Genomic DNA, 15,007 nt, shown 5'->3' with positions numbered 1-15,007 from the left:
GGATAAAAACACGTCCACCCACATCGACACTTGTTATAAGATCACATAACAGTTTTTTGAATATTGTTCCGGAGTTCGCTATGCGCCGCCTGCTACTCGCTTTGCCTTTCGCCCTGCTGCCACTCTTTGCCGCTCATGCGGCAGAAGAACACGATCATGACCACGACCATGGTGAGGAACATGGCAGCCTTGGCGCCCATGAGCACGGCGTAGGGCGTCTGGACGTGGTGCTGGAAGGCAAGACGCTGGAGTTCGAGTTTGACAGCCCGGCCATGAATATCGTGGGCTTCGAGCACGTGGCAACCTCTGCCGAAGACAAGGCCAAAGTGGCCAAGGCACGTGAGTTGCTGCTCAAGCCCAATGCACTGTTCAGCATTGCCGATGCAGCCAACTGCTCGGCCAGCTCGGTGAAGCTGGAAAGCCCGCTGTTTGGCGACAAGGATGATGACCACGAGGAACACGCCGCAGCAGGCGACGCAGATCATCATGAGCACAGTGAAATTCATGGTCACTACAAGTTCGTCTGCGACGCACCGTCCGTTTTGAAGAAGCTCGACCTGTCGCAAATCTTCAAAACCTTCCCCGACACCAAGAAGCTTCAGGTACAACTGATCTCGCCAGGCGGCCAGTCGGGCGCGGAAGTGATAGCGGCCAACCCTACGCTGAAATTCTGATCGCATTTTGCGGCACAACGACCGGGCCTGGCCCGGTCTTTTAATTTCCAACCGAGCGTGAGTCAGCCATGACCCAAGCACTGATCGAGCTGTCGGACCTGACCTTCAACTGGCCAGGCCAACCGCAGTTGCTGGACATCCCGGCGTTTCGTCTGGAAACCGGCGAAACCTTGTTCCTCAAAGGCCCCAGTGGCAGCGGCAAAACCACATTGCTGGGCCTGCTGGGCGGCGTTCAAAAACCCGTCAGTGGCAGCATCAAACTACTGAATCAGGAGTTATCGAGCCTGTCGTCGGCAGCCCGTGATCGCTTCCGTGTCGATCACACCGGCTACATATTCCAGCAGTTCAACCTGCTGCCCTTTTTGTCGGTCCGAGAGAACGTCGAGCTGCCTTGCCACTTTTCCAACGTCCGTGCAGAACGCGCCAGGCAACGTCACGGCAGCGTTGAAAAAGCCACCACTACCCTGCTCGCCCACCTGGGCCTGAAAGATCCGGCACTGCTCGCCCGCCGCGCCGATTCCCTGTCCATCGGCCAGCAGCAACGTGTGGCCGCCGCACGGGCGTTGATCGGTCAGCCGGAGCTGGTGATTGCCGACGAGCCCACCTCTGCGCTGGATGCCGATTCGCGCGAGGCGTTCATTCGCCTGTTGTTCGCCGAATGCCGCGAAGCCGGGGCCAGCCTGTTGTTCGTCAGTCATGACCAGAGCCTGGCGCCCTTGTTTGATCGCAACCTGTCGCTGAGCGACCTGAATCGCGCCGCCGTTGCCGTGGAGATTTGAGATGTATCTGTTTCGTCTGGCGCTCGCCAGCCTCGCCAATCGCCGCTTCACTGCGTTTCTCACCGCCTTCGCCATCGCTCTCTCGGTTTGCCTGTTGCTCGGCGTCGAGCGCGTGCGCACCGAAGCCCGTTCCAGTTTCGCCAGCACCATCAGCGGCACCGACCTGATCGTCGGCGCACGTTCCGGCTCCATCAATCTATTGCTGTATTCGGTGTTCCGCATCGGCAACGCCACCAATAATATTCGCTGGGACAGCTTCGAGCATTTTGCCGAGAACAAGCAGGTCAAATGGGCAATCCCGATCTCCCTCGGCGATTCGCACCGCGGCTATCGGGTGATGGGCACCAATGCCTCGTACTTCGAACACTATCAATTCGGCCGCCAGCAGCACTTGCAGATGGCCGATGGGCGCGAGTTCAACACCGACCCGTTCGAAGTGGTGCTGGGCTCTGAAGTGGCCAAGGCGCTTCATTACAAGCTGGGCGACAAGCTGGTACTGGCGCACGGTGTGGCGGCGATCAGCCTGGTCAAGCATGACGACAAGCCGTTCACTGTGGTCGGCATTCTCAAACCGACCGGCACGCCGGTTGACCGCACACTGCACATCAGCCTGGGCGGCATGGAGGCCATTCACATCGATTGGCATAACGGCGCTCCGGCACGCGGCAATGAGCGAATCTCGGCCGATCAGGCGCGCAACATGGACCTGACACCCACCGCAATTACTGCATTCATGCTGGGCCTGAACAGCAAGATTTCGACGTTCAGCCTGCAACGCGAGATCAATGAATACCGGGGCGAACCCATGCTGGCGATTCTCCCGGGTGTGGCGTTGCAAGAACTGTGGGGCTTGATGGGCACCGCCGAGAAAGCGCTGTTCGTGATTTCTCTGTTTGTGGTGCTGACCGGCCTGATCGGCATGCTCACCGCGATTCTCACCAGCCTCAACGAGCGACGCCGGGAAATGGCGATTCTACGCTCGGTCGGCGCGCGTCCCTGGCACGTCGCAAGCCTGCTTATACTCGAGGCCTTCGCACTCGCGCTGGCCGGTGTCATCAGCGGCCTTGCACTGCTCTATATCGGCATTTTTGCGGCACGTGACTACGTACTGGACAACTACGGCCTGTACCTCTCGTCTATGCCACCTGGCCAATATGAATGGACTTTACTGGGTGGCATTCTCGGTTGCGCGCTGTTGATGGGAACCGTGCCAGCCTGGCGAGCCTACAGGCAGTCACTGGCCGATGGACTGTCGATTCGTTTATGAGGACCTTCATGATGCGGCGCATGCTACTCACTCTGCTGCTCTCGGTGACCACTCAACTGTGGGCCGCCGAGCCGCGGATACTGACCTGGAATGACATGATTCCGCCCGATGCACCTGTGGTGAAGCCGGTAACGGCTCCCATACACGATATGTCCAAGCTGTCCGATGCACTGGCCATGGAGGCAGCGCCTGCGGCCCATCAATTGGCACCGCATGCGCCGGTGGTCAAGGCACTGGATGGACAAATGGTGCGTTTGCCGGGCTACATCGTGCCGCTCGAGGTCAGTGAAGAAGGCAGAGTGACGGAGTTTTTGCTGGTGCCGTATTTCGGTGCCTGCATCCATGTGCCGCCGCCACCAGCGAACCAGATCGTGCATGTCACGAGTGAGCTGGGCGTGAAGGTCGATGAGCTGTATCAGCCGTACTGGATCGAAGGACCGATGCAGGCCAAGTCGTCTAGCAGCGAACTGGCAGAAGCGGGTTATCAGATGCAGGCAGACAAGATCCTTGTCTACGAGTTGCCGGATTCATGAGGATGACGAGGTTCCCAGCGATTTCATTGAGCTGAGTCAAAGCCGCCGCTCGACAGCGCTTTAACATTACGCCCATAAATTTTGACTGATCTCTGGAGCCTCCATGAACAAGCACCTGCTAAGCGCGTCCCTTGTCGCGCTCGCCATCACTGCCCCGGTTGCGGCACACGCCTACGAAAAAGGCGATTTCATCGTCCGTGCCGGTGTCGCGCACGTCCAGCCTAACGAAGACAGCAGCGAAGTCAGGCTCGACGGCGCCAAGGTTTCCGGCACCAAAGCCACTGTCGATGGCGAAAACCAGCTGGGCCTGACCTTCGCTTACATGCTGACTCAACATGTCGGCATCGAGCTGCTGGCCGCCACGCCATTCAGCCACACCGTATCGGTCAAAGGCCTGGGCCCTGGACTGGATGGCAAGCTGGCGGACATCAAACAACTGCCGCCCACCCTGTCGCTGCAGTACTACCCCATGGAACCCTCGTCCAGATTCCAGCCTTACGCGGGCGTGGGTATCAACTACACCACGTTCTTCGACACCGACCTGACCGGCGACCTCAAGAATCAGGGTTTCAGTGACCTCAAGCTCAAGGACTCGGTAGGCCTGGCTGCACAGTTGGGCATGGACTACATGATCACCGAAAACGTTCTGGTCAACGCCTCGGTCTGGTACGTCGACATCGACACCAAAGCTACCGTCGACGGGCCTTCTGCGCTGGCTGTCGGCAAGACCAAAGTGGATGTGGATATCGACCCGTGGGTGTACATGGTGGGCGTGGGTTACAAGTTCTGACCTGCACAGTTTCAAGCGCCACAAACACAAAGGCACCCTCAGCGGGTGCCTTTGTCGTTTTTAGTAGTCAGCCAGATTTGTGTGTGTGTGTAACGCTGAACGCCGGATTCACTGCCCTATCAACAGCTCAAGGCCGCGATGCAAGGGTGTCGGCTCATCCACCGTGAAGTGCTCCAGCAAACGCCGGTTGCTGGCGCGGGAATGTTTTATGTCGCCCGAGCGCGGCGCCTGGTAGCTGACTTCCGGCTGTTTGCCGACCACTTGCGAGAGCGCCGACAGCAGCTCATTGAGCGAGGTCGTGTTGTTCAGACCCACGTTGATCGCACCTTCAATCGCACTTTCCCGCGACAGGGCCTGCAGCAGCAGCTTGAGCAGATCCCCTACGTAGAAAAAGTCGCGCGTTTGCTCGCCATCGCCAAACACGACAATCGGCAAACCGTTCTGGATACGCTCGGCAAAGATGCTGATCACCCCGGAATATGGCGAAGATGGATCCTGGCGCGGGCCGAAGATGTTGAAGAAGCGAAAGATCACTGGCTCCAGACCATGCTGGCGGCGATAGAAATCCAGGTAGAACTCGCTGGCCAGCTTGTCCGACGCATAAGGGGTCAGCGGCGCTTTGACGGTGTCCTCGGTGATCGCATCGCCTTCGCCGTTATTGCCGTAGACCGCCGCGCTGGAGGCGAAGATCACACGTTTGATGCCGGCTTCGCGCATCGCTTCGCATACATTCAGCGTCCCGATGAAGTTGCTCTGATGGGTACGTACGGGGTCATCGACTGACGCTTGCACCGAGGCTACGGCAGCAAGGTGTACGACTGCCCGGCAGCCCTGTGCGGCACGTTTGACCAGTGCGGCGTCTGCCACGTCTCCCTCGATCAGTTCGACCCGTGGGTTGTCGAGCGGAAGATTGCTGCGTTTGCCCGCCGAAAGGTTGTCGAGAATGCGCACGCTGTGCCCGCTGGCGAGCAATGCGTCGGTCAGGTGCGAGCCGATGAAGCCAGCCCCCCCAGTGATCAGAACAGGAGCGTCAGACATGTCGATAATACCGATCCAGCAGGCTTGGCAAGCCGGCCCGCCAGGCGCGAGGCTTGATGCCGAAAGTGTGGAGAATCTTCTTGCAGGCGAGGACCGCGTGCTGCGGCTCTTCGGCTGCATCGGGGCGCGCGGCGTGGGCCTGCGCGGTAGGCGACTCGATGGCCAGCGGATGCGCAATACGCGCCTCGGTGAGCACTGCCTGTCCTAGCGCCAATGGCGTGGTCGCCTCGTGCCCGGCATAGTGGTAAGTGCCCCACAGCGGCGCTTCGCAATCGAGTTGCTTGACCACCGAAATAAGCACTCGCGCAGCATCATCGACGGGCGTCGGATTGCCACGTCGATCATCGGCCAGCAGTATTTCGCCAGGCTCTTTGGCGCGCGACAGAAAGCGACCCAATACGCCGTCGGCGCTGTCGTCCAGCAGCCAGCCGAAACGCACCAGCACATGTTGCGGGCAGGTCGCGCGCACGCTTTGTTCGATACGCCACAGCGCTTGGCCACGCAAGCCCAACGGCACTGGCTCGTCCTTTTCGCTGTAGGCGGTCGCACGCGAGCCATCGAACACACGGTAGCTGGAAGGCTGTACCAGAGTGATGTTGTGGTGCTGACACAGTTCGGCCAGACGCTCGACAGAGCGCTCCTGGTGAGTCAGACGCGCTTCGCTGACCACCTCTGCCTGAAACCAGTCGAAGTAGTAAGCAAGGTTGATCAAGGCATCGGGACGGGTGTCGTCAAGCAGTTGCGTGAGGCTCGCCACGTCCCAGCCGTCTTGCGGTGGACGTGGTGCGAGGAAGCCAATGTCTTCCTCGGCACCCAGACGAATCAGCGCCTGCCCGAGGGCATTCCCGCCGCCCAACAGCATAAGGCGCATTCGCATAGAGTCAGCAGGCTCGGAATCAGGTAATCAAACAAACAATTGAAAAACGCCTGCAAACATAACACGTTGGCTGCCAACCCCCAACAGTTGCGCAGTCTGGCTGGGCGATGGCGCTACAACAACACGTTGCAGCGCCTTGGCCTCATGCATTTCCTTTGGGCAGACCGAGCGGCGCAGGTGTCGGCGCAGATGGCGTAGCGACGGCAGGGTCCGATGGCGCCGGCGGCCCTTCGGCTTCAACGCCAGCCTGAGGATTATTGAAGCCCGGCCCCATGACCATCTGTGGATAAGTCTGCGCGAAGCGCACGTTGGGGTTCTTGTCCACAAGCCGCTTGAGACGCTCATTGAACGCACGCCCGACCGCATACTGCCCGCCTGACGAGGTGCGGAACTGCGCGGTCAGCACCACGCCATTCAGGTCCATGCGATCGACCCCGAACACTTCCAGCGGGCCTTGCAGGTTGTGCTTGAGCAGGATGTCTTCGCTGATCGACTGACCGGTTTCACGGATCAGCGCCAGCGCGTCATCAATGTCCGAGTCGTAGGTGAACTGCACCGAGAAGAACGCATAGGCGAACTGGCGTGACTGGTTAGTGACCGCCTTGATCTGCCCGAACGGCACCGAGTGGACGAAGCCCTTGCCGTCACGCAGACGCACGGTGCGGATGGTGAGGCTTTCCACGGACCCCGAATGGCCGGTACTCAGCACCACCCAGTCGCCCACCGAGAACGTGTCTTCGATGATGATGAACAGGCCGGTGATCACATCCTGAACCAATTGCTGCGAGCCAAAACCGATCGCCAGGCCGACAACACCGGCACCCGCCAGCAGTGGCGCAACGTTGATCCCCAGATTGGCCATGGTGGTGATCGCGCAGATCACCACCAGAATGATTTTTACCGCATTGCGCAGCAACGGCAGGATGGTCTTGATCCGCGTACTGGGCTGACGGCCGCTGCGATGATTGATCGGTGGTTTGAGGGCTTCCTGAATCGCAGTGTCCAGCACCACCCACAGCAGCCAGGTGACCACAAAGATCAGCCCGATACTGCTCAGTGAATCGCTGATCACCCGACCCAGCGTATTGCGCTGGGCGAACTCGAACATCGAGAACCCCCAGATACGCCCCAACACTTCGATGAAGGTGAGCGCCAGTGCGATACGCAACACGGCGTACACAAGGCTCAGCAAGCGTGCCTTGTACACATGCCCGCCGCGCCCGAGGGATTCGGCGGGTTTGAAGAGGTGCTGGAACACGATACTGAGGAAAACCGTGGCAATCAGCAATATGGTGGTGAACAGCGCGCAACGCAGCGCCTCCTGGCTGTCTTCACCGGCGCCGATGAGGTTGATCGCCGAGACCAGAATCATCAGCAGGATAGGCAGGTGCCACAGGTTGGAGAATATCTTCAGCGACTGTTGCAGTGCAGGCCGCTGCAAGCGGCTGCTCAGCGACCGGTTACGGATCAGATGCGACACTGGCCGACGCACTTTGATGATCAGCATGCAGAACACCACCGACGCGAACAGGCCGGTGAACACCGCAACACTGGTGGTGACGTTGCTGCCCAGTTGCCGGGCGATCTGCGGGCTGGTCAGCGCATCGCTCAGCGCTGCCAGAAAGCCCACCACGAACAACGGCTTGGGTGAATAACGGCGAATCATGCGCACCGCAGCGCGCTTGTGCCCTGCGTTGAACATCACGATCACGCACAGCAGCACCGAAGTGGAAACGATGCCGCTGCTGGTGGCGTAGGCAAAACACAGCGCCAGAGCGCGACCGACCGAGGACGGCATGAAGTGGCTGACATAGAGGGTCAGTGGCAGGCAGATGATGGCTGGCAAAGTAAACGGCAAGACGTATTTGAGCAGCGCCTGACTGCGCTCGCGAACCTGCATGAAGGGGGTTTTGCACAAGCGAACGGCGAGAAAGCGACCCAATGTCGTCAGAACCGCGAACGCTCCCATCCACACGAACGACAAGGCCAGGAAGTCGCCGACCACGCTCCAGGGCGAACGCGTGGTGCGCTTGTTGACCAGCTTTTCCAGTTCGTCGGCTGCACGGTCGGCACGCAATCGCCAGGCGTCGAACAGGTTGTCATCCAGATTGAGCTTTTCCTGCACGTCATCAATGCTGGTACTGATAGCGCCGAGCAAACCGCCCTGCACCAGAAGTTCGGCAGCCGGGTCAGCGGCGGCGGGGTCTGCAGCAGCGTCTGACGCTGCATCCGGTTTGGCTGCGGCCTTGTCGTCCGGCTTGGCGGGCGCTTTGTCGGCTGCCTTGCTGTCGGCCTTGTCCGCCGCCTTGTCATCGGCGGGCACCGCAGCGCCCATTGGCAGTGCGGGTACATCGGCCGCCTGAAGGTTGAAGCTGCCTGCGAATAACAACAGACCCGACAGGATCAAGATTTTCAGCTGAGACGCCACGCCGTTTTCTCCTTCAATATTCAGGTTCAGGAAGCCTCAACCCAAGGAACTGATTCCTGTTTGCCCGGCAAGTTCGGTTTGCACAGGGAAATACAATGAGCCGATGTTTCAGCGGAGCGCTCTGCAGCACGAGTCAGGCATGCCTCTCGGACATTCGGACTGAACTATGCAACAGGCCAAATGCCGGAAAAGACGAGAGCCGTAACATCTGCATGCGTACAGTCAACAGGCTCGACACGTGGCAACCTGACTGGCAAGCCAGATCATCTGAAACGAGAGGAATCGGCATGAGCACGTTCAAGACCAAAGATGGCACCGATATCTATTACAAGGACTGGGGCACGGGCACACCGGTGCTGTTCAGCCACGGCTGGCCGCTGGATGGCGACATGTGGGAATACCAGATGGAGCACCTCAGCAGCAACGGCTACCGCACCATCGCCTTTGACCGGCGCGGCTTTGGCCGTTCGAGCCAGCCGTGGAGCGGTTACGATTACGACACCTTTGCTGACGATATCGCTGAGCTGATCGAGCACCTCGACCTGCGCGACGTAACGCTGGTCGGCTTCTCCATGGGCGGCGGCGACGTGACGCGCTACATTGCCAGGCATGGCAGCGAACGAGTCGCCAGGCTCGCCTTGCTGGGCTCCGTCACGCCGTTTTTTCTCAAGACCGAAGACAACCCTGAAGGTGTCGACGCATCCGTTTTCGATGGCATAAAGGACGGCCTGATGAAGGACCGCGCCCAGTTCATCAGTGACTTTGCGACACCGTTCTACGGCCTGAATAAAGGTCAGGAAGTTTCTGAAGGCGTTCAGACCCAAACCCTGAACATCGCCCTGCTCGCCTCACTCAAGGGCACGCTGGATTGCGTTACGGCGTTTTCCGCCACAGACTTCCGTCCGGACATGGCCAAAATCGATGTGCCGACCCTGGTGATTCATGGCGATGGTGACCAGGTCGTGCCATTCGAGGCGTCGGGCAAGCGGGCTGCTGAGATGATCAAGGGCGCGGTACTGAAGGTTTATCCTGGCGCTCCGCATGGTTTTGCAGTGACCCATGCGCAACAACTGAACGAGGATTTGCTGACGTTTCTGCAGAGCTGAAGCCCTGCGTACAACAGGGAGTCGATTGCCGACTCCCCTCTCACACAGAATCAGTCGGCCTGAACGGTCAACTGATTCTGCTCGCCCAACCCGGCGATGCCCAGGCGGATACGCTGCCCGGCATGCAGGAACACGGGCTCGGGTTTGACGCCAAGGCCGACGCCCGGTGGCGTGCCGGTCGAGATCACATCACCCGGCTGCAGGCTCATGCACCGGCTCAGGTAAGCGATCAATTGCGGCACCGAGAAAATCAGCGTGCGGGTATTGCCCTGCTGGTAACGATGGCCATCGACCTCAAGCCACAGGTCAAGCGAGTGAGGGTCGGCGATCTCATCGCGGGTCACCAGCCAAGGGCCAAGCGGGCCGAAGGTATCGAAGCCCTTGCCCTTATCCCATGTGCCGCCGCGCTCGAGCTGCCATTCGCGCTCGGACACATCATTGATCACGCAGTAGCCAGCGACGTGCTCCATTGCATTGGCTTCGTCGATGTTACGCCCGCCCTTGCCTATCACGACGCCCATTTCCACTTCCCAGTCGGTCTTGAGCGAGCCACGCGGGATCTGGACGTCATCGTTCGGGCCGCAGATGGCGCTGGTCCATTTATTGAAGATGATCGGCTCTTTCGGGATTTCCATATTGGATTCGGCGGCGTGGTCGGCGTAGTTCAGGCCGATGCAGACGAACTTGCCGACCTGCCCGACGCAGGCGCCGATACGCGGTTGACCCGGCACCAGCGGCAGGCTTGCAGGGTCAAGTGCCGCAAGGCTGGCCAGGCTGGCTGGGCTCAACGCATCGCCTGCAACATCTTTGATGTGCGCGGAGAGATCGCGGATCTGGTTGCTTGCATCCAGCAGGCCGGGCTTTTCAGCACCTTTTTCACCGTAACGTAGCAATTTCATCGAGTTCTCCTGTTCTGTCGAGGCTGCAAAAATGGGTTCAGATGCTCATTCCACCATCGATCACATGCACAGCACCGGAGGTGTAGGACGAGGCATCAGAGCCCAGATAAATAACCAGTTGCGCGATTTCCTCCACGTTGCCGATACGTCCCATGGGCTGTCGATCCACAAACTGCTGATAGACCTGTGCCTCGGTAATGCCCTGCTGTCTGGCCTGCGCGGCAATGCGCATTCGCAGAGACGGTGAATCCACCGTGCCCGGACAAATAGCATTGCAACGGATGCCTTGACCAATGAAATCTGCAGCTACCGATTTGGTCAGCCCGATCACCGCCGCCTTGCTGGCACTGTAGGCAAAGCGATTGGGCACGCCTTTGACGCTGGACGCCACCGACGCCATGTTGATGATCGAACCGCCACCGCGGCTCAGCATGCCCGGCAGAAAGGCCTGGATCATGCGGTACATGGCGGTGACATTGAGATCCATCGAGTGCAGCCAGGCTGCCTCGTCACATTCCAGGATGGTGCCGGAATGCACATAGCCTGCGCAGTTGAACAGCACATCGATGGGGCCGATCTGCTCGCTGAGTTCGCGGATCGCCTGGGCCGAGGTAACGTCCAGCTTAATGGCTTGCAGTCCGCTTATACCGCTCAGGTTGCTCAGGTCCAGATCAGTTGCAATGACCTCAGCGCCAGCCTCGACGAACGCCTTGGCACTGGCCAGCCCGATACCTTGGCCAGCCGCGGTAATCAGTACTCGTTTGTCGCTCATGGTCATACTTTCTCCATGCCAGAAAGAGTGGGAGTAACCATTACCGGAGCAGCGCCGGTCTTGTCGAGCATGCTGCGCGGGATCAACAGAATCAACCCGCCGCTGACCAGTAGGCACAGGGCCAGCACGTACGTGCCGTTATTGATGTCACCCGTCATGGTCTCAGCGACAGCAGTGATCATCGAGCCGGTGAAACCGGACAGGTTGCCGATCGCATTGATCATCCCGATCCCGGCTGCTGCCGCAACGCCTGACAGCACGGTCCCCGGCAACGTCCAGAATATCGGCATCAGGCTGAGCAGCCCTGACGCCGCCACGCTGAGAAACAGCACCGAAAGCACCAGATTGTGAGCAAAGTAAGCACTCAGAATCAGACCGACGCCACCAATGAACGCGGGCACTGCCGCGTGCAGACGCCGCTCGCCAGTGCGATTGGAGTGCCGTGCATTGAGCAACATGGCAACGGTGGCGATGCTGTAGGGAATGGCGGTCAACAAACCGATATGAAAGGTATTGGCAATACCTGCGCTTTTGATGATCGACGGCATCCAGAACGCCAGGCCATAAAAGCCGGTGTTGAATGTCAGCAGAATCAACACCAGCAGCCAGACGCGCGGGTTGAAAAACACCTCGCTCAGGCGCGAGGCCTTGCCGTGATTGTCGCTGACCAGATTGGCCTTGAGCATGGCTTTCTCAGGTGCCGACAACCATTTGGCCGAGTCGATGTTGTCACACAGGTAAACGATCACCACGACCGCCATGATGATTGACGGGATACCCTCGATGATCAGCATCCACTGCCATCCGGCCATGCCGTGTATGCCGTTCATGCTGTTCATCAGCCAGCCGGACAGCATGCCGCCGAGCGTGAGGCTGACCGGCAGCGCCATCAGAAAACCGGACATCACGCGGCTTTGACGGTGCGTTGGAAACCAGTAGTTGAGGTACAGAATGACCCCGGGAAAGAAACCTGCCTCACAGATACCCAGCAAAAAGCGCAGCACGTAGAACATGCTGCTCGATTCAATGCGGAAGAACTGTGCGAGGGGTACGGTGAAGGCGACTGCAATGGACACCAGTGCCCAGGTGAACATGATCCGGGCAATCCAGAAACGCGCGCCAAGCCTGTGCAACAGCAGGTTGCTGGGTACTTCAAACAGAAAGTAACCCCAGAAGAACATGCTCGCGCCCAGCGCATAGACGGTATTGCTGAATTGCAGATCGTTGAGCATGTCGAGCTTGGCGAAACCGATATTGACCCGGTCCAGATAGGCGGCCATGTAACACAGCAGCAGGATCGGCAGAGTTCGCAAGATAACCTTGCGATAAGTGCGGTCTTCAAATCCTGCGTCGGAGCTCTGCGGTTCGGCATTGGTCTGCATGTGAATAACCCTTGGCATGCGGGCATGCCTCATTGTTTTTATTGAGTGGGTCGTGCGGGCAGACACAGCTAAATCACTGAATGCCCCATTGCATGTGCTGGCCAATAATCTAGGTCAGGGAGTGATTCAATCCCAATGGCATTTTTGGATTAATCGATAACGCACGGTTATTGCTCTACCTCATGAACCTGGCGCTTGCTTTTCCTGAACCAGACGCGCGTTTTCCAGCAGGATATTGGCGAATTCCTGAGCGGGGCCGGTCAGTGGCTCGCTCTTGCGGGTCAGAATCCCGTAGAACTGCGGCACCAGATGCATCTGCGTTTGCAATGTCCTGAGCAGCCCACTTTCGAGATGAGGTGCAACCATCGCGTCAGGCAACATGCCGATCATCGGGCCGCTTTGCAGCACCTTGAGGAAGGTCTGCATCGAGATGGTATCGATGGTATTGCGCGGCACGCCGACACCGGCCTCGGCAAATGCTGCTTCCATACGTCCGCGTATCGGCGTGCCTTTCGGATACAGCATCCATGGCCAGTCCACCAATTGCTGCAAGCTCATCGGCCCTGCATCGCATAACGGATGACGGCTGTTGACCACGATACTGAACGGTTCGGGCGCCAGTGCCTGAAAATCATAACGCTGCTGCTGGCCCTTTTCGGTGAATCGGCCGATGGCCAGGTCCAGTGTTCGCTCTTCCAGCATTTCCATCAGGTGATCGCTGGTCTGCTCGACCACCTCGATGGACAGCAACGGCCACCGTTCCTTGATCTGCACGATGGCCTCGGGCAGCACCACCGCCGTGGCAGCGAAGATGCCGCCGACCTTGAGGTGTCCATGGCCACCGGCGCTGAGGTTGTTGATCTGTTCGACGAACGTACGCGCATCGTTCAAGGCAAGCTGGGCGTAACGCACCACCTGCACGCCCAGTGAAGTCGGCACCATGCTGCGCGGCAAACGCTCGAAAATCGCGAAACCCAGCAGACTCTCTATTTCCTTGAGCATCTTGCTCAGCGCAGGCTGGCTGAGGTTCATCTGCTGCGCAGCAAGGTGCATGTTCTGGGTACGCCCGAGGGTGTCGATCAGAATCAGATGGCGATATTTCAACCAGTTACAGAAGCTCGAAAACGACAGGTCCGACATGGGTTCCCTCTGCGCAGCAATAACGCCAGGTTATCGATAAGTGAATATTTGCCATTGGAGTTTATCCAGGCAGCCACCTAGCGTGCAGTTTTTATGGACCAGGAAGCGTTCGCCATGCCCATCCGTCTTACGCCTGAAAACACCCTGCCAACCGATGGCTCGCCTGCCACCTTGATCGGACGCGCCTGGATTCCCGGCAACGTGGCTGGCCCCTCGCCTGTGGTACTGCGCGCTGATGGGGTGTTCGACCTGTCGGCGCACTTCGCCACGGTCAGCGAATTGCTGGAGCAGGACTCCCCAGTAGAGGCTGTGCGCAACGCTTCGGGTACTTTTGTCGCAAGCATTGCGGCGCTGCTGGCGAACAGTGGCGTACACACCAACCGTGACCGTCCCAGCTTGCTGGCGCCACTGGATTTACAGGTGATCAAGGCCGCCGGCGTGACCTTCGCCGCCAGCATGATCGAACGAGTCATCGAGGAAAAAGCCGGAGGCGACGCAACGCTTGCCGACAGTGTCCGCGAGACGGTGCGCAAGGTCATCGGCGACAACCTGCGCGCGGTCAAGCCTGGCTCCGAGCAGGCTATGCTGCTGAAGGCGGTGCTGCTCGAAAAAGGCATGTGGTCGCAATACCTGGAAGTCGGGATAGGCCCCGACGCAGAGATTTTCACCAAGGCCCCTGTGCTTTCAGCCGTTGGCAGCGCCAGCCCGATCGGCATTCACCCGGATTCGCACTGGAATAACCCCGAGCCCGAAGTGGTGCTCGCGGTCAACAGTCGCGGTCATGTTGTAGGCGCGACGCTGGGCAATGACGTGAACCTTCGTGACTTCGAAGGACGAAGCGCGCTGTTGCTGGGCAAGGCCAAGGACAACAACGCCTCATGCGCCATCGGCCCGTTTATTCGGCTGTTTGACGAGCATTTCAGCCTTGATGACGTGCGCCACTGCGTGATCGACCTGACAGTTGAGGGGACCGACGCTTACCGGCTGCAAGGGGCCAGTTCGATGGATCAGATCAGTCGCGACCCGCTGGATATCGTGGCGCAGACCCTCAATGGCTGTCACCAGTACCCGGACGGCCTGGTGCTATTCCTTGGCACGCTGTTCGCCCCGACCCAGGATCGCGATCACCCTGGCGCTGGCTTCACTCACAAACCCGGCGACCTGGTGCGCATCAGCAGCCCGTTTCTCGGCAGCCTGCACAACGAGGTGACGTACAGCAATGCCGCCGCGCCGTGGACGTTCGGGATCGGCGCGCTGTTTCATAACCTGTCAGCCCGAGGCCTTCTGAAACGCTAAGCGACGTTGCGCACTCTTCCGGCTTC

The 15,007-nt window shown here is 59.2% G+C and carries 14 protein-coding genes; 7 read left to right on the top strand and 7 right to left on the bottom strand.

Annotated elements, in window-relative coordinates; translation table 11 throughout:
- The first annotated feature begins 80 nt into the window (after nt 1–80).
- The 5 genes from I9H09_RS03685 (at nt 81) to I9H09_RS03665 (ending at nt 4,043) form a co-directional block, all read left to right on the top strand.
- Entirely contained in the window at nt 81–674 is a 594-nt protein-coding gene (locus I9H09_RS03685; protein ID WP_122346566.1) for a DUF2796 domain-containing protein, read from the top strand.
- A 68-nt stretch (nt 675–742) separates the two neighbouring features.
- On the top strand, nt 743–1,453 hold the full coding sequence (locus I9H09_RS03680; RefSeq protein ID WP_005887185.1) for an ABC transporter ATP-binding protein: 711 nt from the start codon (nt 743–745) through the stop codon (nt 1,451–1,453).
- A 1-nt stretch (nt 1,454) separates the two neighbouring features.
- The gene (locus I9H09_RS03675) at nt 1,455–2,720 is read left to right on the top strand and encodes an ABC transporter permease (protein ID WP_005887183.1); all 1,266 of its coding nucleotides are present in this window, start codon (nt 1,455–1,457) and stop codon (nt 2,718–2,720) included.
- Nucleotides 2,721–2,728: 8 nt separating this feature from the next.
- Nucleotides 2,729–3,253 carry a DUF3299 domain-containing protein gene (locus tag I9H09_RS03670; protein WP_024669001.1) on the top strand — a complete coding sequence of 175 codons (525 nt, stop codon included), beginning with the start codon at nt 2,729–2,731 and terminating at the stop codon, nt 3,251–3,253.
- 103 nt (nt 3,254–3,356) lie between these two features.
- Nucleotides 3,357–4,043, top strand: coding sequence for an OmpW/AlkL family protein (locus tag I9H09_RS03665; protein WP_122346567.1), 687 nt, complete (start codon nt 3,357–3,359; stop codon nt 4,041–4,043).
- Nucleotides 4,044–4,151: 108 nt separating this feature from the next.
- Here the strand turns inward: I9H09_RS03665 and I9H09_RS03660 are convergent, their stop codons facing one another.
- The 3 genes from I9H09_RS03660 to I9H09_RS03650 all read right to left on the bottom strand — a co-directional run bounded on the left by I9H09_RS03660 (nt 4,152) and on the right by I9H09_RS03650 (nt 8,386).
- Nucleotides 4,152–5,081, bottom strand: a complete 930-nt coding sequence (locus tag I9H09_RS03660; protein WP_005887177.1) for an NAD-dependent epimerase/dehydratase family protein — start codon at nt 5,079–5,081, stop codon at nt 4,152–4,154.
- Nucleotides 5,074–5,958, bottom strand: a complete 885-nt coding sequence (locus I9H09_RS03655) for a sugar nucleotide-binding protein (protein ID WP_032618329.1) — start codon at nt 5,956–5,958, stop codon at nt 5,074–5,076. The genes I9H09_RS03660 and I9H09_RS03655 overlap by 8 nt, the downstream gene beginning before the upstream one ends.
- 142 nt (nt 5,959–6,100) lie before the next feature.
- Nucleotides 6,101–8,386 carry a mechanosensitive ion channel family protein gene (locus I9H09_RS03650; RefSeq protein WP_122346568.1) on the bottom strand — a complete coding sequence of 762 codons (2,286 nt, stop codon included), beginning with the start codon at nt 8,384–8,386 and terminating at the stop codon, nt 6,101–6,103.
- Nucleotides 8,387–8,673: 287 nt separating this feature from the next.
- Between I9H09_RS03650 and I9H09_RS03645 the strand changes: the two genes are divergently transcribed.
- On the top strand, nt 8,674–9,492 hold the full coding sequence (locus I9H09_RS03645; RefSeq protein WP_122325255.1) for an alpha/beta fold hydrolase: 819 nt from the start codon (nt 8,674–8,676) through the stop codon (nt 9,490–9,492).
- Nucleotides 9,493–9,542: 50 nt separating this feature from the next.
- Here I9H09_RS03645 and I9H09_RS03640 read toward each other — a convergent pair whose 3' ends face one another.
- From I9H09_RS03640 to I9H09_RS03625, 4 genes are all read right to left on the bottom strand, one after another.
- Nucleotides 9,543–10,391 (bottom strand): ureidoglycolate lyase, encoded by an 849-nt coding sequence (locus I9H09_RS03640; RefSeq protein ID WP_122312259.1) that lies wholly within the window; start codon nt 10,389–10,391, stop codon nt 9,543–9,545.
- Nucleotides 10,392–10,428: 37 nt separating this feature from the next.
- Complete coding sequence (locus I9H09_RS03635) at nt 10,429–11,169, bottom strand: SDR family oxidoreductase (protein WP_236502309.1); 741 nt, start codon at nt 11,167–11,169, stop codon at nt 10,429–10,431.
- Nucleotides 11,166–12,563 (bottom strand): MFS transporter, encoded by a 1,398-nt coding sequence (locus I9H09_RS03630; RefSeq protein ID WP_122312257.1) that lies wholly within the window; start codon nt 12,561–12,563, stop codon nt 11,166–11,168. Before I9H09_RS03630 ends, I9H09_RS03635 begins: the two co-directional genes overlap by 4 nt.
- Before the next feature lie 162 nt (nt 12,564–12,725).
- Nucleotides 12,726–13,685, bottom strand: a complete 960-nt coding sequence (locus I9H09_RS03625; protein WP_054997922.1) for a LysR family transcriptional regulator — start codon at nt 13,683–13,685, stop codon at nt 12,726–12,728.
- A 114-nt stretch (nt 13,686–13,799) separates the two neighbouring features.
- On the opposite strand from I9H09_RS03625, the gene I9H09_RS03620 reads away from it, so the two are divergent.
- Nucleotides 13,800–14,981 carry a fumarylacetoacetate hydrolase family protein gene (locus tag I9H09_RS03620; RefSeq protein WP_122346574.1) on the top strand — a complete coding sequence of 394 codons (1,182 nt, stop codon included), beginning with the start codon at nt 13,800–13,802 and terminating at the stop codon, nt 14,979–14,981.
- Nucleotides 14,982–15,007 lie beyond the last annotated feature (26 nt).

Origin of the sequence: Pseudomonas tremae, assembly GCF_023278125.1 — a bacterium.
Classification (GTDB): Bacteria; Pseudomonadota; Gammaproteobacteria; order Pseudomonadales; family Pseudomonadaceae; genus Aquipseudomonas; species Aquipseudomonas tremae.
Note: the sequence above shows the minus strand (reverse complement) of the source record. Positions and strands in the feature narration are given on the sequence as shown.